Origin of the sequence: Kitasatospora sp. NPDC057223, from assembly GCF_042669755.1 — a bacterium.
Taxonomy (GTDB): domain Bacteria; phylum Actinomycetota; class Actinomycetes; order Streptomycetales; family Streptomycetaceae; genus Kitasatospora.
The window spans coordinates 16,158-38,018 of the sequence record NZ_JBHUWW010000032.1 but is presented as its reverse complement, the minus strand read 5'-3'; the positions used below and the strand labels follow the sequence as shown (position 1 = coordinate 38,018).

The window sequence follows — 21,861 nt, the reverse complement described above, 5'->3', positions numbered from 1 at the left end:
GCCGTAGCGAGTGGGAGGCGGACATCCGTGGGGAGTACCACGCGGACCATCCTGGTGACCGGCGGGACGGGCTTCATCGGCGGCTGGACGGTCCGCGAACTGCGCCGGGCCCTGCGCGAGCAGGACGCCCGCGACGGCCGGGACGCGACGCCCGCGCTGCGACTGCTGATCCACCGCCGGCCGGCCGCCCGGGACTGCGCCGCGGAGACCGTCGTCCGGCTGGAGTGCGCCGAGGGCGACCTCGCCGACCCCCGCTCGCTGGACGGCATCTGCGAGGGCGTGGACACCGTGGTCCACCTGGCCGCCAAGGTCGGCGACGACCCCGCCCTCGCGTACCAGGTGAACGTGGCGGGCACCCGCAACCTGCTCGCGGAGGCGCAGCGGGCGGGCGTCCGCCGGATCATCCAGCTCGGCACCGCCGCGGTCTACCGCGACGGGGCCCACCGGGGCGCGGCGGAGGGCGAGTTGGTGACCGGTCCGGCGTCCGTCACCAGTCGCAGCCGGCTCGCGGGGGAGGAGATGGTGCTCGCGGCCGGCGGCACGGTGCTGCGCCCGCACCTGGTGTACGGCACGGGGGACGTCTGGGTGGTCCCGGCGCTGGCGTACCTGATGCGCAGGCTGCCGCACTGGGTGGAGGGCGGCCGGGCCCGGATCTCGATGGTGGCCGTGGACGACCTGGCACGCGCGATCGCGGCCCTCGCACTGGGCCCGGCCGGAGTGCCCGGGCGGGGCGGGCGGGTGCTGCACGCGAGCCACCCGGTGCCGGTGACCACCCGGGAGGTGCTGACCGCCCTGGCCGGCGCGCTGCAACTCCCGCTGCCCGAGGGCGATCTCACCGTCCCTCAGGCGCTGGAGCTGCTGGGCGGCCCGGCCCCGGTGTGGGAGCGGCGGCTCTCGCTGCTCGCGGTGGACCACTGGTACGACAGTTCGGCGCTGTGGGAGCTGACCGGCTGCGAGCCGGGGCCGGGCTTCCCCGCGCGGTTCGCCGACCACGCGCCCTGGTACCGGTCGGCCCTCTCCAAGGGCACGGCCTGAGCCTTCAGGACGCGATCGGCAGCCCGCTGCCCGGCGGCGGGTTCCCGGCCGACGGCGCCGGCGCGGGTGCGAGCGATTCGGTCAGCAGCCGGCAGTCGGCCGCGATCCGCCCCTCCTGCTCCAGCGTCACCCGGACGGGCACCCGCCGGGCGTCCGCGCCGGGTTCGAGCCAGGCCCGGACGAGGCAGGGCCGGTCCAGTTCGATGTAGCGGCTGAAGCTGGTGATCACCTCGACCGGGACGACCTGGTCCGGGTGGCGCAGCTGCCGGGCCGCCTGCCGGGCGGCCTCCAGGACGAGCATCCCGGGCGCGTGGTCGGCCGGGCGGTCGAACAGCACGGGGTGGCGGGCGTCGGTGCGCAGCAGCCAGGTGCCCGGCTGGCGCGCCGGGGTGAGCACGACGTCCGAGCTGTGGTCGCGGCCGACCAGTTCGGGTGTGGTGGGGGCGCCGGGTGCGAGCGGTACGGGCATGGTGCCGTCCAGGCCGCGCAGCCGGTCGTAGCTGCCGGGATCGATCACCGACAGGTGTCCGGAGCCCCGGCCCACGGGCCGGCCGTCGCGTTCGGCCTCGACCAGGATGCGCAGCGAGCCGAGCCGGCCGTCGCGCATCCGGACGTCCTGGCAGGCGACCCGGAGCATCAGCGAGGCGGGTTCGGTGCCGATGGTCAGCCCGGCCAGGTCCAGGGTGTACGAGAGGTCGTTCAGCGCGAAGTGGTACCCCCGGGGGACGCCGAACCCGACGTGGCCGAGCAGCAGGCCGGCCTGGCGGATCGTCTCGGCGAGCAGCAGCGGGTCGTGCCGGTCGTCGCCGGGCAGCCGGTAGAAGCCGTGCGAGCGGGGCCACTGGGCGCCGAGCAGGAAGTCGTACGGGCCGGTGGCCTGCCAGCCGGTGATGAACACCTCGGCGACGGTGGCCCGGTGGACCAGGTGCCGGGAGACGGTCCGCTCGTGGAAGTCGTAGCCGGAGCCGGGGCCGGGGTACGGGTTGTCCCCGGCCAGCGCTGCGATCGGTGGCATTGCTGGTCCCACTCCCCGGAGGTCGGTTGACAGGGCCGCGAACGAGCGGCTATCGAGAAACATACAGACCACCCGGTTTCCGCCTCGTCCCGGGGGCCGTCACGGGCGTCACGGGCGGGCCGGCGGGTGTCCGAAAACCGCCCGGCCGCCCTGGCGGCCGCCCCTGCCCAGGGGTTGGGCGCCCCGCTCGGGAACACTGGGCGGCACGGGTTAGATTAGATACCAACCATGCGGTTTTGACTGAGCCGCCGCCGCGCCCGAGCACCACCGGTTCCGAGGGTGGCCCGTCGGGCGGACGGACGCGTGAGGGCGGCGCCGTGCCGGTCGGGAGGAAGGGGCCACGTGGTCAAGCAGGAACGCGCGGGGCGGACCAGGCAGGCCGTCCTGCTGGCGGCGGCGGGCACGTTCGCGGAGGCGGGGTTCGAGGCCGCGAGCCTGGTGGACATCAGCACCCGGGCCGGGGTCAGCAAGGGGGCCCTCTACTTCCACTTCGTGTCCAAGCAGGCCCTGGCGGACGGCGTCCTGACGGCCGCCGGACGCGTGATCGCCACGGCCGTGCTGCGCGCCCGCCGCAGCGACCGGCCGGCCGTCCAGGGCCTGATCGACCTCGCCCACGAGCTCGCCGCGCTGCTGCGGGAGAACGTCGTGGTCCGGGCCGGGGTGCAACTCGGCCAGGGCGCCCCGTACGCGGCCGCCGGCGGGGCGGACGGCGCCTGGCACGGCTGGACGGTGACCGTGCGCCGACAGCTGGAGCGGGCCCGGGCGTCCGGCGAGCTGCGGCCGGGGCTGGGCTGCCAGGAGGCGGCCGAACTGCTGACCGCCGTCACGGCCGGCCTGGTGCTGATGTCCTGGGGGGACGCCGGTGTGCTCGGCCGGGAGTCGGTGGCCCGGGTCCTGGCCTCCGCACTGCCCGCCCTGGTGCCCGCCGACCGCTGCGCGGACTACCGGACGGACGGCTCCGCACCGGCGGTGGCCGTGGTGCCCGCACCGGCGCCTGTCCCGGCACCCGTTGCGCTGCCTGCGGCGGTGCCCCGGTCGGCCTGAGGCGGCTGGAGGTTCAGCCGGGCCAGTGCGTGCGGCTGCACCATGCCGGGCAGCAGCAGCGTCCACAGGTCGTTCATCCGCTTGAACAGGTCGGTGCGGTCGGCGAGCACCTGGGAGGTCAGCTGGATCCCGGTCACCGCCGCGACGATCAGGTCCGCCGCCCCGTCGATGTCCAGGCCGGGGTGCAGCTCGCCGGCCTCGGTCGCGTGCTGGAGCAGCATCCTGGCGGCATCGGACCAGCCGCGGTAGGCCGTGATCTGGGGCTGGGTGAAGGAGCCGTGCTCGATGGTCAGCCGGATGCTGCCCCGCACCAGCGGGTCCTGCTGCAGCGCCCCGGCGAAGGCGTAGCCGAGGTCGATCAGTGTCTGCACGGGGCTCTCGGAGGTGGGCTGCCAGCCCGCCAGCCAGGTGCTCTGCTCCTCGATCACGGCGAGGGCCAGTTCCTCCTTCGAGCTGAAGTGGAAGTAGAGCGCGCCCTTGGTGACCGCCGCATGGGTCAGGATCTCGGCCATCGTGGCGCCGGCGTAGCCGCGCTGGTCGAACACCTCGGCGGCGGCGCGGAGCACGGCCTGCCGGGTGGCCAGGGCACGGGCCTGCCGGGCCATCGCAGCCTCCTGGGGTCGTGGGTGCTCGCCTGGTCCGCTAGCGGGGACGGCTTCCCGGTGGTTTGGGCGGGATGACCGAAAACCGCACGGTATATATAGTACAGAGCGCCCAACTCCCCACTTCTGACCGGCAGGTCGCACGACGCAAGCGGCCCCCGCAGGCCCCGGGAGTCCGGGGCCGCAGGGGCCGTGCGAAGCAATAACGCCGCAGGTGGCGCTACGCGGCCTGCTGCCAGCTGACCGGCGAGAAGTACGGCAGCCGACGCTCCAGGCGCTTCCAGCCGGCCACCGGCTCGACCGGGGAGGCGGCTGCGGCGGCCTGCTGCGCGACGGCGGCGCGGGCCAGCAGCACGGCGGTCAGGGCGGCGAGCTCCTCGTCGTTCAGCGAGCCGCGGACGATGCGGACCAGTGGTTGTTCGGAAGCGCTCATGGCCTTGGTTTCTCCCCCGGCAGAAGTCTGGATGGATGGGTCGCGTGCGGGTGCGTCGTGCTCTCGAACGCTGCGCTGATCCGGTGGTCGACTACATCGGCGGGTTGCCGTGCTTGCGGCTCGGCAGGTCGGCGTGCTTGGTGCGGAGCATGGCCAGCGAGGAGGCGAGCACCGCGCGGGTCTCGGCCGGGTCGATGACGTCGTCGACGAGGCCGCGCTCGGCCGCGTAGTACGGGTGCATCAGCTCGCTCTTGTACTCCTTGATCTTCTGCGCCCGCATCGCCTCCGGGTCCTCGGCCCCGGCGATGTCGCGGCGGAAGATCACGTTGGCCGCGCCCTCGGCGCCCATCACCGCGATCTCGTTGGTGGGCCAGGCGAAGGACAGGTCGGCGCCGATCGAGCGGGAGTCCATCACGATGTACGCGCCGCCGTAGGCCTTGCGCAGGATCAGCTGGATGCGCGGCACGGTGGCGTTGCAGTACGCGTACAGCAGCTTGGCGCCGTGCCGGATGATGCCGTCGTGCTCCTGGTCGACACCGGGCAGGAAGCCGGGGACGTCCAGCATGGTGACGAGCGGGATGTTGAACGCGTCGCACATCTGGACGAAGCGCGCGGCCTTCTCGCTCGCGTTGATGTCGAGGACGCCGGCCAGCGACTGCGGCTGGTTGGCGATGATGCCGGTCACGTGGCCGTCGATCCGGGCCAGCACGCACAGCACGTTGGTCGCCCAGCGCTCGTGGATCTCCAGGAACTCGCCGTGGTCGACGATCTCCTCGATCACCTTGCGCATGTCGTACGGGCGGTTGCCGTCGGCCGGCACCAGGTCGAGCAGGGAGTCGTTGCGGCGGTCCACCGGGTCGTCGTTGACGGTGGCCGGCGGCATCTCGCGGTTGTTCTGCGGCAGCAGCGACAGGAGGTAGCGGACCTCCTCGATGCAGCTCTGCTCGTCGTCGTACGCGAAGTGCGAGACGCCGGAGACCGCGGAGTGGACGTCGGCGCCGCCGAGGCCGTTCTGGCTGATCTTCTCGCCGGTGACGGCCTGCACGACGTCCGGACCGGTGATGAACATCTGCGAGGTCTCGCGGACCATGAAGATGAAGTCGGTGAGCGCGGGGGAGTACGCGGCGCCGCCGGCGCACGGGCCGAGCATCACGCTGATCTGCGGGATGACGCCCGAGGCGCGGGTGTTGCGCTGGAAGATGCCGCCGTAGCCGGCCAGCGCGGTGACGCCCTCCTGGATGCGGGCCCCGGCGCCGTCGTTCAGCGAGATCAGCGGGGCGCCGGCCGCGATGGCCATGTCCATGATCTTGTGGATCTTCTGCGCGTGGGCCTCGCCCAGCGCACCGCCGAAGATCCGGAAGTCGTGCGCGTAGGTGAAGACGGTCCGCCCGTGGACGGTGCCCCAGCCGACGATGACACCGTCGGTGTGCGGCTTCTTCTCCTCCAGGCCGAAGCCGGTGGCGCGGTGCCGGCGCAGCGGCTCGACCTCGCGGAAGGAGCCCTCGTCCAGGAGCAGGTCGATCCGCTCGCGGGCGGTCAGCTTGCCCTTGGCGTGCTGCGCCTCGGTGGCCTTCTCGCTCGGGCCGCTGCGGACCTTCTCGCGCAGCTCGTGCAGCTCGGCGACCCGCCCGTGGGCATCAGCAGGGATCTCGGGGATCTCGTCACCGACCGGTGCCTCATGCACAACCGTCATCTCGAACCACTCCAAGGGTGAGGGAACTGTCCGACAGCCAACGTCTGCTGTGCCCCCGGCTGCGAATCACTTCTTCAGTAACTGACTCTACGAGGCGCGGCAGCCTGGTTTCGGCGTCGATTCCGTACAAGGTCGCGAGCGATTAGATGTCGGTCCTGAACAGAAAACACGCTAAGTGGCCCTGCGCGGCCGGTATCGGCACGGCTGCCCGCCGTCACCTGCCCGGTCACCGCCGGTGGGCGTGAACACGCAGGTCAGCCCCAGCCCAGGGGGTTCGGGCGGCGCGAGGTCCCGTCACCGGAGGGCCGGACCGGGCCGGGCCGCGATCGGCCGTTCGGGGAACTGCCGGGGCCGTGGAGTCGTAGGGATGCGCCAAAAACGCGGCGGCCCACCCGGGATACCGCCGGGTGGGCCGTCCGAGCGATCCGGGGGGCGCGGGATCAGCTCCTGCCCCCGTTGTCCGGGTCCTCCTTGCCGCGCAGCTCGTCCTCGCGGCGGCGCAGATCGGCCTCCCACTGCTTGAGCATGTCCTCGTGCCTGTTGTCGTCCTTCTTCAACGAGGCCAGGAACTCGGGGTCGTCGTCGGGCGCGAGCGTGCGGCCGCGCGGCCGCCCGTGGCCCGCGGCGGCGGCCGGGTGCAGGCCCTCGGCGTCCTGGGCGGCCCGGCGCTGCTTGCCCGCGACCAGCCAGGCGATCGACCCGACCAGGGGGAAGAGCAGCACGATGATCACCCACACCACCTTGGGGAGGTGCCTCACCTCCTCCTCGGGCGTGGTCAGGCAGTCGATGAACGCCCACACCCAGAGGGCGAGCGGGAGCAGGATGGTAAGGATCCTCAGCACGGTGGTGATCTCCCCCGGAGACAGACGGGCCCCTTGACCTGGCCAGGCTACCCGGTGGCGGATACTGGCTGGCATGGCATACGACGATCTCCGCTCGTTTCTCCGGGCGCTGGAACGCGAAGGCGACCTCAGGCGCATCAAGGCCGAGGTGGACCCCTATCTGGAGATCGGCGAGATCGTCGACCGGGTGCAGAAGGCCAAGGGCCCGGCCCTGCTGTTCGAGAACGTCAAGGGCGCCTCGATGCCGCTCGCGATGAACGTCTTCGGCACCGAGCGCCGGCTCGCGAAGTCACTCGGCCTCAAGGGCCCGGAGGAGATCTCCGAGAAGATCGCCGGCCTGCTGAAGCCGGAGCTTCCGCAGGGCTTCACCGGCTTCCGGGACGCCTTCGGCAAGCTCGCCTCGATGGCCCACGTGCCGCCCAAGCTCGTCAAGGACGGCCCCGTCCACGAGGTCGTCCTCACCGGGGACGACGTCAACCTGGACGACCTGCCGGCGCTGTTCACCTGGCCGATGGACGGCGGCTCCTTCTTCAACCTGGGCCTGACCCACACCAAGGACCCGGACAGCGGCATCCGCAATCTCGGCCTCTACCGCCTCCAGCGGCACGACCGGCGCACCATCGGCATGCACTGGCAGATCCACAAGGACAGCCGCAACCACTACGCGGTCGCCGCCAAGCGCGGCGAGCGCCTCCCGGTCGCGATCGCCTTCGGCTGCCCGCCGGCCGTCACCTACGCGGCGACCGCGCCGCTGCCCGGCGACATCGACGAGTACCTGTTCGCGGGCTTCGTGGCCGGCGAGCGGGTGCGGATGGTCGACTGCAAGACCGTCCCGCTCCAGGTGCCCGCCGACGCGGAGGTCGTGCTGGAGGGCTGGCTGGAGCCCGGCGAGCTGCTGCCCGAGGGCCCGTTCGGCGACCACACCGGTTTCTACACGCCGCAGGAGCCGTTCCCGGCGCTCACCATCGACTGCGTCACGATGCGCAGGCGGCCGATCCTGCAGTCCATCGTGGTCGGCCGGCCGCCGACCGAGGACGGGCCGCTCGGCAAGTTCACCGAGCGCTTCTTCCTGCCGCTGCTGAAGATCATCATCCCGGACATCGTCGACTACGACCTCCCCGAGGCCGGCGGCTTCCACAACTGCGTGATCGTCTCGATCGACAAGAAGTACCCCAAGCACGCCCAGAAGGTCATGCACGCCATCTGGGGCGCCCACATGATGTCGCTGACCAAGCTGATCATCGTGGTGGACGCCGACTGCGACGTGCACGACTACCAGGAAGTCGCCTGGCGGGCCCTCGGCAACACCGACTACAGCCGCGACCTGTCGGTCGTGGAGGGCCCGGTCGACCACCTCGACCACGCCTCCTACCAGCAGTTCTGGGGCGGCAAGGCGGGCATCGACGCCACCCGCAAGCTCCCCGAGGAGGGCTACACCCGCGACGGCGGCTGGCCCGAGATGGTCACCTCCGACCCGGAGACGGCCGCCCTGGTCACCAAGCGCTGGAAGGAGTACGGCCTGTGAGCGCCACGGCCGACCTCTTCGAGGTCCCGCCGCCCGGCAAGGCCAAGGCGTTCCTGCGCCTGGTCATGATCGAGCACTCGGTCTTCGCCCTCCCCTTCGCCTACATCGCCGCCCTCACCGCGATGTTCCTCGCCGACGGCCGCGTGCACTGGTCGACGCTGCTGATCGTCACCGTCTGCATGGTCGGCCTGCGGACCTTCGCGATGGCCGCCAACCGGATCATCGACCGGGAGATCGACGCCCGGAACCCGCGCACCGCCGGCCGCGAACTCGTCACCGGCGCCGTCTCCGTGCGGACCGCCTACACCGGCTCGGCGATCGCCCTGGTGGTCTTCCTCGGCGCGGCCGCCCTGCTCAACCCGCTCTGCCTGGCGCTCGCCCCGGTCGCCGTGATCCCGATGGTGGTCTACCCGTACGGCAAGCGGTTCACCGACTTCCCGCACGCCATCCTCGGCCTCGCCCAGGCGATGGGCCCGATCGGCGCCTGGCTCGCCGTCACCGGCAGCTGGTCCTGGGACGCCGTGGTGCTCGGCCTCGCCGTCGGCGTCTGGATCGGCGGCTTCGACCTGATCTTCGGCTGCCAGGACGTCGCGGCCGACCGGGCCGAGGGCGTCCGCTCCGTCCCCGCCCGCTACGGCATCGCCGCCGCCCTCCACGGCGCCCGCGCCTGCCACGTCCTCACCGTCCTGCTGCTCGGCTGGTACGCCGTCCTCACCGACGCCGGCCCGGCGTTCTGGGTCGGCCTGCTCGTCGTCGTCTGCGCGTTCGTCTACGAGCACTCGATCGTCAAGCCCGGCGACCTCTCCCGCCTCAACCGGGCCTTCTTCACCACCAACGGCTTCGTCGGCATCTCGCTCTTCGCCTTCGCACTGCTCGACCTGGTGATCCGGGGCCTGGGCGTCTGACCGGCCCTGCCCGGCCGCCCGGCGGGCGGGCGCCGGCCGGGCGGCCGGGCCAGGCTGGTAACCAGGGGCTTCGACAGCCGTCGGGTCCGTCCGCCGTCTCCGGAGGAGTGGTCCGCATGACCGGCAAGGTGCAGTGCATCGTCCTGGACTGCCACTATCCCGCCGCGCTGGCGCGGTTCTACGCGGCGCTGCTGGGCGGGGAGGTGGACCGGCCCGATCCGCGGTGGTCGCTGGACGAGGACTGGTCGACCGTGCACGCCGGGGGCGGGCTGGTGCTGGGGTTCCAGCGGGTGCCGGACTTCCACCCGCCGCAATGGCCGGATCCGGCGCATCCGCAGCAGGTGCACCTGGACATCGAGGTCGAGGACCTGGCGGCGGCCGAGCGCGAGGTGCTCGCGCACGGGGCGGCGCTGCTGCGGGTGGAGGACGGCTGGCGGGTGTACGCGGACCCGGCCGGGCACCCGTTCTGCCTGCTGGCGGCGGTGGTCAGAACAGCGTGATGCTGTCGCCGAGGCGGAGCCGGCCGGGGCGGCGGACTGCGGCGAGCGCGTCGAGGCGGTTGTCGTGCTCCTGGGCGAGGGCCTTGAGGATCTCGGGGGCGTGCGGAAGGCCGGGCTGGGCGGCGGTGGTCATGGCGCAGCGCTCGCTGGAGTGGCTGAAGGTGAGCCGGGCGCCGTCCTCCGACTCGGTGCGGCCCTCGTGGCCGAACCAGGTGTCCTCGATGAAGGGCGGAGTGCCCGGCGGGGTGCGCAGCACGATGTTGGGGCGGAAGCGTCGTTCGTCGACGATGGCGGACGGGGCGGCTTCGCGGACCCAGTCGAGGGTGGCGGTGGTGAGCACGCTGACCGCCAGGCTGTCGAAGTGCGAGACGCCGTCCTCGCGGGCGAGTTCGACGTCCTCGCGCTGGAGGAAGGCCCGCAGGAAGGTGTCGGGGTCGGGCAGGGGGCGGCCGAGCGGGTCGAGGAGTTCGGGGCGGTCGAGGCGGTGGCCGAGCCGGGAGGAGAGGCGGAGCAGGCCGTCCATCCGGCGGAAGCGGCGGGTGTTCTTGCCGGAGCCGAGTCTGCCCGAGCCGTCGCGCACGGCGTAGAGCCGGTCGCCGGTCAGGCCGCGCTCGTCCACCAGGACGGAGTCGAGCCGTTCGCCACCGGTGGATTTCACGGGATAGCGCCAGAGCCGCTCGATGACTCCGATGATCTCTGCCATGCCGGGAGCCTAGCGGCGCGCCGCAGGATGGTCTAGACCAAGGTCCTTGCTCGCTCGGTGTGTTCAGCCGATTCGGGCCACCGCGCGGACGGGTGCGCCGTCGGCGGCGACCAGCCGCAACGGGAAGAACGAGACCTCCACGGGGACCCCGGCGGCCTGCGCGTCCAGCAGTGCGGTCAAGTCGGTCAGGTTCTCCGCGAGCACGGCGCCGCCCTCCGCGCCGAGCAGCACCCGGTGCGCGGCGAGGCCGCCGTCCCCGCCCTCGACGGGGCCGCCGGTACCGCCCGGCCCGCCGTGGTCGTCGTGCTCGTCGGCGAGGTCGGCGAGCAGCGCCGCCACCGCCGGGTCGGCCGGGCCCGGATCGGGGGTGCGGTCGATGCTGAGGGCGTCCACGCCGAGCGTCCGGACGCCCGCCGCGACCAGGGCCTCGGCGGCGGCGGGCGTCAGGTAGGGGTGGGCGAGGTAGCGGTCGGTGCCCCAGTGCCGCGGCCAGCCGGTGGCCAGCAGCAGCACCGCCCCGGGGGTGAGCCGGCCGAGCGCGTCGGCCAGCAGGCCGGGGGTGACGGCGGTGCGGGGCTCCAGGCCGCGCAGGTCGGCGACGACCGCCGGGCCGGTGAACAGGGCGAGCGGCAGCCCGTCCAGCGTCGGCCAGGTGACGTCCACGTGGTACGGCGCGTCCACATGGGTGCCGGACTGCGAACCGAGGTGCAGGGCGAGCACGTTGACCCCGGCGGTGGCCGTGGTCAGGGCCGGCCGCAGCTCCACCTCGGGGTCGCCCGGGTAGACGGGCATGCCGGTGGTCACCGGATGGGTGAGGTCGATCAGCGTCGGCGCCATGGGCCCATCCTCGCCTGCGCGGCGGGCTCCGCGGACGTAAACGTGTGCGGCGTATAGAAATGTGCGTATGAGTGCAGCGAGCGCAGAAGGCAGTCCGTCCGTCCGCCGGCCCTGGGTGGTCGGGGTCTCGGGAGCGTCCGGGACGCCCTACGCGGCGTCGGTGGTCCGGGGTCTGCTGGCCGCCGGTGAGGCGGTGGACCTGGTGGTCAGCCGGGCCGCCCGGCTGACCGTCCTGGACGAGACCGGCATCTCCTTCCGGGACGCCCACTGGCGGGCGGACCTCGCCCGGTGGCTGGGCAGCGACGCCGGGCTGGACGGCGTCCGCTACTGGGCCGCCGGTGACTTCGCGGCCGGCCCGTCCAGCGGGTCGTACCCGGCGAAGGGGATGCTGGTCGTCCCCGCCAGCACCGGATCCGTCGCCGGGATCGCGCTCGGGCTGAGCAAGGACCTGCTCCAGCGGGTCGCCGCCGTCACCCTCAAGGAGCGCCGCCCGCTGGTGGTGTGCGTCCGCGAGACACCACTCAACGGGGTGACGCTGAAGCACCTGGTGGAGCTCGACGCGCAGGGCGCCGTCGTGCTCCCCGCCTCGCCCGGCTTCTACGCGGGCGGCTCCACGGTGCGCGAACTGGTGGACTTCGTGGCCGGGCGGGTACTGGACGCGGCCGGCGTGCGGCACGAGCTGTACCGGCGCTGGGAGGGCGAGTTGGGAGCGGCGGCCGGGGCGGCGCGGACGGTGGAGTGAGCAGGCTTCGGCCGGGAGAGTATGTTCTTTGCGATATCCGGGTTGGTCTGCCCATGGCACCTTTGATTCCGGATAATGATCTGTGGGTCTGGTGAGGTTCGGAAGGACGCGGACGGTATATGGACACGGTGGACAGACAGCTCATCCAGGCACTCCGGGAGAACGGCCGCGCCTCGTACGCCGAACTGGGCCGGCTGGTCGGCCTCTCCGGCCCCAGCGTCACGGACCGGATCAACCGGCTGGAGCAGGCCGGCGTCATCACCGGCTACCGCGCGACGGTCAACCCGGCCTCGCTCGGCTTCGGCGTCACGGCCCTGATCGGCCTTCAGCTCACCGACGCCGCCGACCACGAGGACGTCGCGCACCGGCTCAAGGAACTCGGCGAGGTCGAGGACTGCTGGTTCATCGCGGGTGACGACTCGTACATGCTCAAGGTCCGGGTCTCCAACGTGGAGGGCCTGGAGTCGGTGGTGAAGCGCCTGTCCGGCACCAAGGGCGTCGCCCGCACCCGGACGACGGTCGTGCTCTCCACCAAGTGGGAGAACCGGGTCAGCGACCTCCCCCTGGCCGAGACGGAGTAACGCCGTGGCACTGGTCGGCCTGGAGGAGCTGCGCGCGGCGCAGCGGCGGATCGCGGGCGTCGCGGTCCGCACCCCGCTGCTGCCCTGCCCGTGGGCGGATCAGGGCACCCGGCGGCTCTGGCTCAAGCCGGAGAACCTCCAGCCGACCGGCGCCTTCAAGACCCGCGGCGCGTACAACCGGCTGGCCGCGCTGACCGACGGCGAGCGGGCCCGCGGCGTGGTCGCGCAGTCCAGCGGCAACCACGCGCAGGCGGTCGCGTACGCGGCGCGGCTGCTCGGCATCAAGGCCGTCATCGTCATGCCGGACACCTCGCCCGCCGTGAAGGTCGCGAGCACCCGCTCGTACGGGGCCGAGGTGATCCTGGTCGCACCGGGCGAGCGCGACACGCTGCCCGCCGAGCTGGCCGAGCGGCACGGCCACGTGTGGGTGCCGCCCTACGACGACCCGTACATCATCGCGGGCCAGGGCACCGTCGGACTGGAGATCGCCGAGGACGCCCCCGACGGCCTGGACACCGTCCTGGTGCCGGTCAGCGGCGGCGGACTGGTCTCCGGCACGGCCGCCGCCCTCAAGCTGACCCGCCCGGGGGTGCGGGTGATCGGCGTGGAGCCGGAGCTCGCGGCGGACGCGCAGGCCAGTCTGCGGGCGGGGGAGCGGCAGATCTGGCCGGTCGCCGACACCTACCGCACCATCGCGGACGGGCTGCGCACCCCGTCGGTCGGGGTGCTGCCCTTCGAGCACATCCGGGCCTACGTGGACGACATCGTCACCGTCTCCGAGGACGAGATCCGCGACACCGTCGCGGTGCTGGCCCGGCGCGGGCGCCTGGTCGCGGAGCCGTCCGGGGCGGTGGCCACCGCCGCGTACCTCCACCGCGCCGCCGAGCTGGACGGCCGGGTGTTCGCCGCCGTGGTCAGCGGCGGCAACATCGAACCCCGGCTCCTTGCGGAGCTGCTGGCAACCGGGGCGTAGGCTCGTTCCGGTCATCGAATCGAATGTGCAGGGAGGCGGGTCACCGCATGGACGCAGGGCTGAAGCGCGAGCTGGAGGCGAAGGTCTACGCGGGAGAGCGGCTGACCCGCGAGGACGGGGTCGCGCTCTACGAGAGCGACGACCTGGCCTGGCTGGGCGGGCTCGCCCACCACGTCCGGACGCAGAAGAACGGCGACGTCGTCCACTTCAACGTCAACCGCCACCTGAACATGACCAACGTCTGTTCCGCGTCCTGCGCGTACTGCTCGTTCCAGCGCAAGCCGGGCGAGAAGGACGCGTACACGATGCGCATCGAGGAGGCCGTGCGCCTGGCCAAGGCGATGGAGGTGGACTCCCTCACCGAGCTGCACATCGTCAACGGCCTGCACCCGACGCTGCCGTGGCGCTACTACCCGCGCAGCCTGCGCGAGCTGAAGGCGGCCCTGCCGAACGTCTCGCTGAAGGCGTTCACGGCCACCGAGATCCACTGGTTCGAGCGGATCAGCGGCCTGCCCGCCGACGAGATCCTGGACGAGCTGATCGACGCCGGCCTGGAGTCGCTGACCGGCGGCGGCGCCGAGATCTTCGACTGGGAGGTCCGCCAGCACATCGTCGACCACGACACCCACTGGGAGGACTGGTCGCGGATCCACCGCCTCGCCCACGCCAAGGGCCTCAAGACCCCGGCGACGATGCTCTACGGCCACATCGAGGAGCCCCGCCACCGGGTCGACCACGTGCTGCGCCTGCGCGAGCTCCAGGACGAGACCGGCGGCTTCCAGGTCTTCATCCCGCTGCGCTACCAGCACGACTTCCACGACTCCAAGGACGGCGTCGTGCGCAACAAGCTGATGGCCCGTACGGAGATGGCGACCGGCGCCGAGGCACTGAAGACCTTCGCGGTCTCCCGGCTGCTGTTCGACAACGTCCCGCACGTGAAGGTCTTCTGGGTGATGCACGGCGTCACCACCGCGCAGCTGGCGCTCAGCCACGGCGCCGACGACATGGACGGCTCGGTCGTCGAGTACAAGATCACCCACGACGCGGACAACTTCGGCACCCCGAACAAGCTCGGCCGCGACGACCTGCTCACGCTGATCCGCGACGCCGGCTTCCGCCCGGTGGAGCGCAACACGCGCTACGAGATCATCCGCGAGTACGAGGGCCCGGACCTCCAGCGCCGCGAGACCCCGCAGGCGATGCGTCTCTGACCAGCACGGACACCGGCCCCCGGCGCCTTCGACGGCCCGGGGGCCGAGGTCTGTCCGGGCATCATCTCGCGCGACGGGTTTCCCAACCGGCCCCTCATTTGGCAGGATCGCCCCCATGTCCGGATCCCACCGTGCCCCCGCGCAGCCCCTGGAAGGCGTTCAGGCGGCCGGGCCGGGGCCGTGGGCGCAGGAGCAGCACGCTTCGTACGAGCAGGCGTACCAGCCGCTGTACGAGGCCCAGCCGCCGTACGAGTCCTCCGGGCAGCCGTACCAGGACCAGCAGTATCAGCAGTATCAGCAGTACCAGCCGTACGAGCAGCCCTACGACCCGTACCAGCAGCAGTACGGGCAGGCGTACCAGCAGCCGTACGAGGTGTACGAGCCCGAGCCCGAGCCGGCGTCCGAGGCCCGGTACGTCCCCGAGTACGAGCCCGAGCCCGGGTACGAGCCGGTGTACGTTCCCGAGCCCGAGCCCGCCCCGGTGCGCGCGGCCGAGAGCGCGCCCGCCGCGCAGCGCGAGCGCGGCAGCCGGCGCAAGCCGAAGAAGAAGACCCACGGGCGGGCCCTGACGGCCGGTACGGCGCTGCTGCTCGCGGCCACCGCCGGCTGGTACACCCTCGGCGCCGGCGGGGCGCCCAGCAGCGTCAGCGCCGCGGACGGCGGCCCGGAGCCGGCGGCCGTACCGGACCAGCCCTCCGCGTCCCCGGCCGAGGCCTCACCCGAACCGTCCGCCGCCGCCCACACCGGCACCCCGGCGGCCGACCGCAGCGAGAGCCGCGCCGACGGCTCGCTCGCCGCGATACCGGGTCTCGGCGCCGCCTTCCTCGCCCGGATACCCGCGACCACCAACCAGGTGGTGCTGGCCTCCGGCAAGGGCCGGGACGCCAACGAGACCACCGTCACCGTCTGGAGCCGCACCCCCGACGGCCGCTGGCTGGCCGGCGAGGCCTGGGCCGGACACAACGCCTACAAGGGCTGGACGACCGACCACAACGAGGGCGACCTGCGCAGCCCGATCGGCGTCTTCACGCTGACCGACGCGGGCGGCCGGGACGCCGACCCCGGCAGCAGGCTCCCGTACGACAAGGACCCGAACTTCGTCGTCAGCGGCAAGGGCTTCGCCGGCGAGCCGCTGGCCGGCTCCTTCGACTACGTCGTCGCGATCAACTACAACCGGGTGCCGGGCAACTCCCCGCTGGACGGCCGGCGCCCCGACGGCGGATCCAAGGGCGGCGGGATCTGGATCCACGTCGACCACGGCGGCCCCACCCACGGCTGCGTGTCCGTGCCGGAGGACAAGATGGCCGCGCTGATCCGGCTGCTCGACCCGGCGGCCAATCCGGTGATCGTGATGGGCGACGCGGCCACCCTGGCGGCCTGAACCACCGGATACCGGTGCTCGCCGACCCTCCTACCGGACCGGTCGTACCAAGGGTCGTTGTCCGGCCCCTACAGCTTCCGGGGTCGGATCCTGTAGCCGGTCGCGACCGGATGACCGGTCGGTAACGCGGTTGAGTGGCTGTATGAGCGGATCCCGCATTGTTGCCCTGGGCCACTACCAGCCTCCCAAGGTCCTCACCAACGCCGAACTGGCGACGCTGGTGGACACCGACGACGAGTGGATCCGCAGCCGCGTGGGAATCCGCACCCGGCACATCGCCGAGGGCGAGTCCCTGGTCGACATGGCCGCCGAGGCGGCGCAGAAGGCGCTCGCCAACAGCGGCCGCTCGGTCGAGGACGTCGACCTGGTCGTCGTCGCCACCTGCACCGCGATCGAGCGCAGCCCCAACACGGCCGCCGCCGTCGCCGCCCGGCTGGGCGTGCGCGCCCCGGCCGCGTACGACATCAACACCGTCTGCTCGGGGTTCTCGTACGCGCTGGCCACCGCCGACCACGCGATCCGGGCCGGCGCCGCGCGGCTGGCACTGGTGGTCGGGGCCGAGCGGATGTCCGACACCATCGACTGGACCGACCGCACCACCTGCGTGATCTTCGGCGACGGCGCGGGCGCGGCCGTGGTGGAGGCCCAGGAGGACGGCGCCGAGCCCGGCATCGGCCCGGTGGTCTGGGGCTCGGAGCCGGAGAAGAACGACGCGGTGGTCATCACGGGCTGGGACCCGGTGATCAGCCAGCAGGGCCAGTCGGTGTTCCGCTGGGCCACCACGAAGATCGCCCCGCTGGCCCGGCAGGCCTGTGAGAAGGCGGGCATCGACCCGTCCGAGCTGAAGGGCTTCGTGCCGCACCAGGCGAACCTGCGGATCATCGACGCGATCGCCAACAAGCTCGGCGCGCCCGACGCGGTGGTCGCCCGCGACGTGGTCGACTCCGGCAACACCTCGGCCGCCTCGATCCCGCTGGCGTTCTCCAAGATGGTGGAGCGCGGCGAGCTGTCCTCCGGCGACCCGGTGCTGCTGTTCGGCTTCGGCGGCGGCCTGGCGTACGCGGGCCAGGTCGTGCGCTGCCCGTAGCACCCCGCGGCGCGCTGCGGACATGCCGGTGGGCGGGACCCTTGCGGGTACCCGCCCACCGGCATGTCTGGCGTACTGCGGTACGTCGGCGAACCTCCCCCGAGGACACGGCCGCCGTCCGTCTGTCCCCGGACAGGAGGCCGGGGCCGTACGCGGAGCGGATGGCTGGATAGAGGGGCTGGTGGCTACTTGGGCGGCTTCTTGCCGGTGACGCCCAGGTACACCAGGGGGGCGAGGTTGGGCTTCAGGTCCTTGACCTTGACGCCCCAGGCCGTGAAGGCCTTCCCGTGCTCCGCGGCCGAGGCGAGCAGCGAGATCAGGGCGCCGGAGACGGCCGCCGGATCGAGCGACTTGTCGGCCTGGCCCTTGCCCTGGAGGTCTCTGACGGCATCCGTGAGCGGCTTGGCGACCGAGTTGAGGACGGTCATGCGGATCTTGAAGAACCGCTTGTCCCCTTCTGCGGCACCGAGGGTGACCACTCGGAGAATGGCGTCGTTCTTGCGCCAGAAGGCGAGGAATCCGTCCACCAGTTCTTCCGAAGCGGTGACACCGGATTTCCCTGCCCAGGACTTTCCGGCGACGAGCTCTTTGAGCCCTTCGCTGTCCTTGGCCATTTCCTCGGCGATCTCGAGGACAGCGCCCTCGACATCCGGGAAGTACTGGTAGAAGGTCGCGGGGGAGGTACCCGCCATACGGGCGACGTCGATGACCTTGACGTCCCGATACGGCGACGTGCTGAGCATCTCGCGGAGGCATTCGAGCAGCTTCTGCCGCGTCTCCTGTCCGCGTCGCCCGGCGACGCGACCGTCGACGGTGCGAACTTGTCCTGTCATGCCGTCAGCTTACCGTGGCACGATCTTGGCGCGATTCGGTGATGCGACTATTACTCCGCACGGGGGGTGGTATACGAGCGCGAAACCTGTTCGGACGGATATTCATCAGGCTCGGGCGGCCTTCTTTGAAGCCCCCCCGTGAGCTGATGACCTCGCAGCGTGACGACGAGTTCGCTGAGGGACGGTCGGGTGGCGCTCCGTAACCTCGGCGGGGGTGACGAACGCCTCCGGAAAGCCGGAAGAGGCGTCAGAATCCGGCCAGATCTTTTCCTCTGGGGCGGTGACGGCCCGAAGGACACGGGGAGGGCACGGCGGGCGGGGGAGGTTGGATCTGACCCGGGCGGCATTGGAGAATCAGGGCCGGTACCCCTCTGCGGGTGCCGGGAGACGGGGAGGTGGCAGCGGAGTGGACCAGCTGACGGCGCACGATCCGAGGCGGATCGGGCCCTTCGAGGTGCTGGGGCGGCTCGGCGCGGGCGGGATGGGCCTGGTCTACCTGGCGCGCTCCGCGTCCGGCCGGCGGGTGGCCATCAAGACCGTACGGGGGGAACTGGCCGAGGACGAGCTGTTCCGGGTCCGCTTCGCGCGCGAGATCGCGGCCGCCAAGACGGTCGGCGGTTTCTACACGGCCGCCGTGGTGGACGCCGACGCCGACGCCCGGGTGCCCTGGCTGGCCACGGCGTACGTGCCCGCGCCGTCCCTGGAGGACCTGGTCGGCGAGTGCGGGCCGCTGCCGGTCGGCGCGGTGCGCTGGCTGGTCGCGGGCATCGCGGAGGCCCTGCAGTCCATCCACGCGGCCGGGCTGGTGCACCGCGACCTCAAGCCGTCCAACGTCCTGGTGGTGGAGGACGGCCCCAGGGTGATCGACTTCGGGATCGCCGCCGGGGTCTCGCACACCCGGCTCACCATGACCAACGTCGCGGTCGGCACCCCGGCCTACATGTCGCCCGAGCAGGCCCGCGACAGCCGCAGCGTCACCGGGGCCAGCGACATCTTCTCGCTCGGCTCGCTGCTGGTCTTCTGCGCCACGGGGCACCCGCCCTACCGGGGCGCCAACCCGGTCGAGACGGTCTTCCAGCTGCTGCGTGAGCAGCCGGACCTCTCCGGCCTGCCGGTGGAGCTGGTCGACCTCGTCCGGGCCTGCATGCGGCCCGCTCCCGAGCACCGGCCGACGCCCGCCCAGATCCAGGCCGAACTGGCTCCGCACCTGTTCTCCCGTGACGACGCCTCCGGCGAGGCGGGGGACTGGCTGCCCGCCAACGCGCTGGACCTGATCGAGCGCAAGCGCAGCCCCCGGCGGGCCCCCGCCGCCCAGCCCGCCGCGATCCCCGCCCAGCAGGCCCCGCAGGCCCCGCAGCCCGTACCGGTGCCCCCGCCGCCCGGCCCCGCCGACCCGCGCGGCGCCCAGCACGGTGCCCAGCACGGCCGGATCGGGCCCGTGCACGCCGCGCCGCCCGTCCCCGGGCCGGACGCGGAGGCGGCCACCGAGAAGATCGCCTCCCACCGGCGCCGGCCCCCGGCCCCCGGCGTGAGCGAGAGTGCCGCCGAGGTCCGGCTCCCCGGCGCGTCCGTGCGGATAGGCCCTGGCCCGCGCGCCGAGCAGGGCGGGCCCGGCGCCGCCCCGGCCGAGACGGACTGGGTGCGCCGGGCGGCCGTCCCGCCGCCCGCCAGGGCCGCCCGCTGGCGCCCGTGGCGGTTCCGGATGTCCAACGACGTCTGGGGCACCCCGGTGGTCGCCGACGGCATCCTGTTCGTGTCCAGCTTCGAGGTGCACGCCCTCGACATCGGCTCCGGGGAGCGCCGCTACAAGACCCGGGACGTCGCCTGGGCGATGGCCGTGGAGTCCGGGCGGGTGCACGCCGCCGACGGTCCGCACCTCTACACCGTCGACGTGGCCGACGGCACCGAGCGCTGGCGCAACTCGCTGGACGGCTGGGTCTTCTCGCTGGACGCCGCCGACGGCGTGCTCTGCTGCGGCATCAGGGGCGGCGGCGTCCAGCTGCGCTCGGCCGCGAACGGCGCCGAGCTGTGGCGGGCCGACGACGCCCAGCAGGACTACGAGAACCCGCAGTCCGGCCCCGCCCTGGTGGGCGGCGCCGCGTACTACTACGGCGGCGGGCGGCTGCGCTGCGTCGACCCGCGGGGCGCGGGCCTGCGCTGGTCGTTCCAGACCGGCGACGACGTCCCGTCCCGGCCGGTCGAGCAGGCCGGTGTGCTGTACGTGACGGCCGGCACCCGGGTGTACGCCCTGGACACCGCGACGGGCGCCGAGCGCTGGCGCTTCGAGGCCCCGGTGGTGCTCTTCACGCCGCCCGCGCTGGACGGCTCGGCGGTGTACGTCGCCGACTACCTCGGCACCGTGTACGCGCTGGACATGACCACCGGGCGGGACCGCTGGCGCGGGCGCACCGGCAGCCGGCAGGGCGCCGAGCCGGTGGTCGTCGCTGACGGCACCGCGCTGATCGGCAGCGGGGACTGCCTGCACGCCTTCGACACGGCGACCGGGCAGGAGCGCTGGCGCTACACCGCCCGGGGCGAGATCGTCGGCTCCCCGGCGGTCGCGGACGGCCTGGTCCACCTCGGCAGCCGGGACCACTCGCTGCACACGCTCGACCTGTCGACCGGTCAGCTGCGCTGGGAGCTCGGCACCAAGGGCGAGCTGACGGGATCGCCGGTCGCGGTCGGCGGCCGGGTCTTCGTCGGCAGCAAGGACCGCTGCGTCTACGCGCTGGACGCCTTCTACGGCACCGCGGTGCCGTAGCGGGGCCGGGCCGGGGGGAGGGGCAGCCGCTCCCCCCGGCCCGGCGCCGGGCCTGCTACCTGCGCGCCTCCGGGTGGCGGCTGCACCAGCCGTCCCAGGCGGAGGCCACCATCTCCTCGACGCCGAAGCGGGCGCTCCAGCCGAGCTCCTTGTGGATCAGCTCGGCGGAGGCGACCACCCGGGCCGGGTCCCCGGCGCGGCGCGGGGTGACCTCGCCGGTGGCGTCGTAGCCCGTCACCCGGCCGATCACGTCGAGCATCTCCTTGACCGAGACGCCCTCGCCGCGGCCGATGTTCAGGATCAGCGAGGTGTCGCCGGGCGCGCCGCCGGCCATCCGGTGCGCCGCGGCGACGTGCGCCGAGGCGATGTCCGAGACGTGGATGAAGTCGCGCACGCAGGTGCCGTCGGCGGTGGGGTAGTCGGCGCCGAAGATCCGCGGAGCCTGGCCGGCGGTGAGCCGCTCGAAGACCATCGGGACCAGGTTGTAGACGCCCGCGTCGGACAGCTCGGGCGTGGCGGCGCCCGCCACGTTGAAGTAGCGCAGCGACACGGTCGACATGCCGTAGGCCTTGCCGACGGCGGAGACCAGCCACTCGCCGGCCAGCTTGGTCTCGCCGTACGGGCTCATCGGCGCGCACGGGGTGTCCTCGGTGACGAGGTCGACGTCCGGCATGCCGTAGACGGCGGCGGAGGAGGAGAACAGGAAGTTCCTGACTCCGCCCTCGGCGGCGGCCTCCAGCACGGTCTGCAGACCGGTGACGTTCTCCCGGTAGTAGAAGAACGGCTTCTCCACCGACTCGCCGACCTGCTTCTTCGCGGCGAAGTGCAGGATGCCCGTGACGTCGTGCTCGCGGATGGCGGCGTCCAGCACGGCGCGGTCCAGGGTCGAGCCCTCGACCAGCGCGACGCCCTCGGGCAGCCGGGTGCGGTCCCCGGTGCTGAAGTCGTCCAGGACGGCGACCCGCTCGCCGGCCTCGATGAGCTGCTGTACGACGTGCCCGCCGATGTATCCGGCGCCGCCGGTGATCAACCAAGTCATGGCGGCATCCTAGGCGCTCGACATTGCGGGCCGGGGCGGGGCGAGTCGCCTCGCAGATTCGGACAAAAAGGTGAAATGCTGACAAAAATCGGCGCGTACGGAACCGGAGGCAGCCCAGG

The 21,861-nt window shown here is 72.7% G+C and carries 21 protein-coding genes; 12 read left to right on the top strand and 9 right to left on the bottom strand.

What is annotated here, in order from left to right:
* The first annotated feature begins 27 nt into the window (after positions 1-27).
* Entirely contained in the window at positions 28-1,035 is a 1,008-nt protein-coding gene (locus ACFUK0_RS14640; protein ID WP_380249884.1) for an NAD-dependent epimerase/dehydratase family protein, read from the top strand.
* A gap of 4 nt (positions 1,036-1,039) precedes the next feature.
* Here the strand turns inward: ACFUK0_RS14640 and ACFUK0_RS14635 are convergent, their stop codons facing one another.
* Complete coding sequence (locus tag ACFUK0_RS14635) at positions 1,040-2,050, bottom strand: ScbA/BarX family gamma-butyrolactone biosynthesis protein (protein ID WP_380249882.1); 1,011 nt, start codon at positions 2,048-2,050, stop codon at positions 1,040-1,042.
* 342 nt (positions 2,051-2,392) lie between these two features.
* On the opposite strand from ACFUK0_RS14635, the gene ACFUK0_RS14630 reads away from it, so the two are divergent.
* The gene (locus ACFUK0_RS14630) at positions 2,393-3,094 is read left to right on the top strand and encodes a ScbR family autoregulator-binding transcription factor (RefSeq protein WP_380249880.1); all 702 of its coding nucleotides are present in this window, start codon (positions 2,393-2,395) and stop codon (positions 3,092-3,094) included.
* On the opposite strand, the gene ACFUK0_RS14625 is transcribed toward ACFUK0_RS14630, so the two are convergent.
* The 4 genes from ACFUK0_RS14625 to ACFUK0_RS14610 all read right to left on the bottom strand — a co-directional run bounded on the left by ACFUK0_RS14625 (position 2,992) and on the right by ACFUK0_RS14610 (position 6,664).
* Positions 2,992-3,699, bottom strand: a complete 708-nt coding sequence (locus ACFUK0_RS14625; protein WP_380249878.1) for a ScbR family autoregulator-binding transcription factor — start codon at positions 3,697-3,699, stop codon at positions 2,992-2,994. The two genes, ACFUK0_RS14630 and ACFUK0_RS14625, sit on opposite strands and share 103 nt — an antisense overlap.
* Before the next feature lie 217 nt (positions 3,700-3,916).
* Positions 3,917-4,129, bottom strand: coding sequence for an acyl-CoA carboxylase epsilon subunit (locus ACFUK0_RS14620; RefSeq protein WP_380249876.1), 213 nt, complete (start codon positions 4,127-4,129; stop codon positions 3,917-3,919).
* Positions 4,130-4,220: 91 nt separating this feature from the next.
* Complete coding sequence (locus ACFUK0_RS14615) at positions 4,221-5,822, bottom strand: acyl-CoA carboxylase subunit beta (RefSeq protein ID WP_380249874.1); 1,602 nt, start codon at positions 5,820-5,822, stop codon at positions 4,221-4,223.
* Between the two features lie 440 nt (positions 5,823-6,262).
* Positions 6,263-6,664 (bottom strand): PLD nuclease N-terminal domain-containing protein, encoded by a 402-nt coding sequence (locus ACFUK0_RS14610; RefSeq protein ID WP_380249872.1) that lies wholly within the window; start codon positions 6,662-6,664, stop codon positions 6,263-6,265.
* 73 nt (positions 6,665-6,737) lie between these two features.
* Between ACFUK0_RS14610 and ACFUK0_RS14605 the strand changes: the two genes are divergently transcribed.
* The 3 genes from ACFUK0_RS14605 (at position 6,738) to ACFUK0_RS14595 (ending at position 9,594) form a co-directional block, all read left to right on the top strand.
* Entirely contained in the window at positions 6,738-8,189 is a 1,452-nt protein-coding gene (locus ACFUK0_RS14605) for a menaquinone biosynthesis decarboxylase (protein ID WP_380249870.1), read from the top strand.
* Complete coding sequence (gene mqnP / locus ACFUK0_RS14600; RefSeq protein ID WP_380249868.1) at positions 8,186-9,094, top strand: menaquinone biosynthesis prenyltransferase MqnP; 909 nt, start codon at positions 8,186-8,188, stop codon at positions 9,092-9,094. Before ACFUK0_RS14605 ends, mqnP begins: the two co-directional genes overlap by 4 nt.
* A 116-nt stretch (positions 9,095-9,210) precedes the next feature.
* Complete coding sequence (locus ACFUK0_RS14595) at positions 9,211-9,594, top strand: VOC family protein (RefSeq protein WP_380249866.1); 384 nt, start codon at positions 9,211-9,213, stop codon at positions 9,592-9,594.
* On the opposite strand, the gene ACFUK0_RS14590 is transcribed toward ACFUK0_RS14595, so the two are convergent.
* Both ACFUK0_RS14590 and ACFUK0_RS14585 read right to left on the bottom strand, forming a co-directional pair.
* Positions 9,581-10,297: an MOSC domain-containing protein gene (locus ACFUK0_RS14590; RefSeq protein WP_380249864.1), complete on the bottom strand. Its 717-nt coding sequence runs from the start codon at positions 10,295-10,297 to the stop codon at positions 9,581-9,583. The genes ACFUK0_RS14595 and ACFUK0_RS14590 overlap by 14 nt on opposite strands.
* A gap of 63 nt (positions 10,298-10,360) precedes the next feature.
* Entirely contained in the window at positions 10,361-11,134 is a 774-nt protein-coding gene (locus ACFUK0_RS14585; protein ID WP_380249862.1) for a cyclase family protein, read from the bottom strand.
* Positions 11,135-11,201: 67 nt separating this feature from the next.
* On the opposite strand from ACFUK0_RS14585, the gene ACFUK0_RS14580 reads away from it, so the two are divergent.
* From ACFUK0_RS14580 to ACFUK0_RS14555, 6 genes are all read left to right on the top strand, one after another.
* A complete protein-coding gene (locus ACFUK0_RS14580) occupies positions 11,202-11,876 on the top strand; it encodes a UbiX family flavin prenyltransferase (RefSeq protein WP_380249861.1) in 675 nt (224 codons plus the stop codon).
* Positions 11,877-11,995: 119 nt separating this feature from the next.
* Positions 11,996-12,457 carry an Lrp/AsnC family transcriptional regulator gene (locus ACFUK0_RS14575; RefSeq protein ID WP_380249860.1) on the top strand — a complete coding sequence of 154 codons (462 nt, stop codon included), beginning with the start codon at positions 11,996-11,998 and terminating at the stop codon, positions 12,455-12,457.
* A 4-nt stretch (positions 12,458-12,461) separates the two neighbouring features.
* Positions 12,462-13,430, top strand: coding sequence for a threonine/serine dehydratase (locus ACFUK0_RS14570; protein ID WP_380249859.1), 969 nt, complete (start codon positions 12,462-12,464; stop codon positions 13,428-13,430).
* A 47-nt stretch (positions 13,431-13,477) separates the two neighbouring features.
* A complete protein-coding gene (gene mqnE, locus ACFUK0_RS14565) occupies positions 13,478-14,641 on the top strand; it encodes an aminofutalosine synthase MqnE (protein WP_380249857.1) in 1,164 nt (387 codons plus the stop codon).
* Positions 14,642-14,756: 115 nt separating this feature from the next.
* On the top strand, positions 14,757-16,022 hold the full coding sequence (locus ACFUK0_RS14560; RefSeq protein ID WP_380249855.1) for a L,D-transpeptidase family protein: 1,266 nt from the start codon (positions 14,757-14,759) through the stop codon (positions 16,020-16,022).
* 142 nt (positions 16,023-16,164) lie between these two features.
* Positions 16,165-17,109 (top strand): beta-ketoacyl-ACP synthase III, encoded by a 945-nt coding sequence (locus ACFUK0_RS14555; protein ID WP_380249853.1) that lies wholly within the window; start codon positions 16,165-16,167, stop codon positions 17,107-17,109.
* 185 nt (positions 17,110-17,294) lie between these two features.
* Here ACFUK0_RS14555 and ACFUK0_RS14550 read toward each other — a convergent pair whose 3' ends face one another.
* Positions 17,295-17,942 carry a TetR family transcriptional regulator gene (locus ACFUK0_RS14550; RefSeq protein WP_380249851.1) on the bottom strand — a complete coding sequence of 216 codons (648 nt, stop codon included), beginning with the start codon at positions 17,940-17,942 and terminating at the stop codon, positions 17,295-17,297.
* Between the two features lie 406 nt (positions 17,943-18,348).
* On the opposite strand from ACFUK0_RS14550, the gene ACFUK0_RS14545 reads away from it, so the two are divergent.
* Entirely contained in the window at positions 18,349-20,703 is a 2,355-nt protein-coding gene (locus ACFUK0_RS14545; RefSeq protein WP_380249849.1) for a PQQ-binding-like beta-propeller repeat protein, read from the top strand.
* A 55-nt stretch (positions 20,704-20,758) separates the two neighbouring features.
* On the opposite strand, the gene galE is transcribed toward ACFUK0_RS14545, so the two are convergent.
* Positions 20,759-21,742, bottom strand: a complete 984-nt coding sequence (galE, locus tag ACFUK0_RS14540) for a UDP-glucose 4-epimerase GalE (RefSeq protein WP_380249846.1) — start codon at positions 21,740-21,742, stop codon at positions 20,759-20,761.
* Between the last annotated feature and the right edge of the window lie 119 nt (positions 21,743-21,861).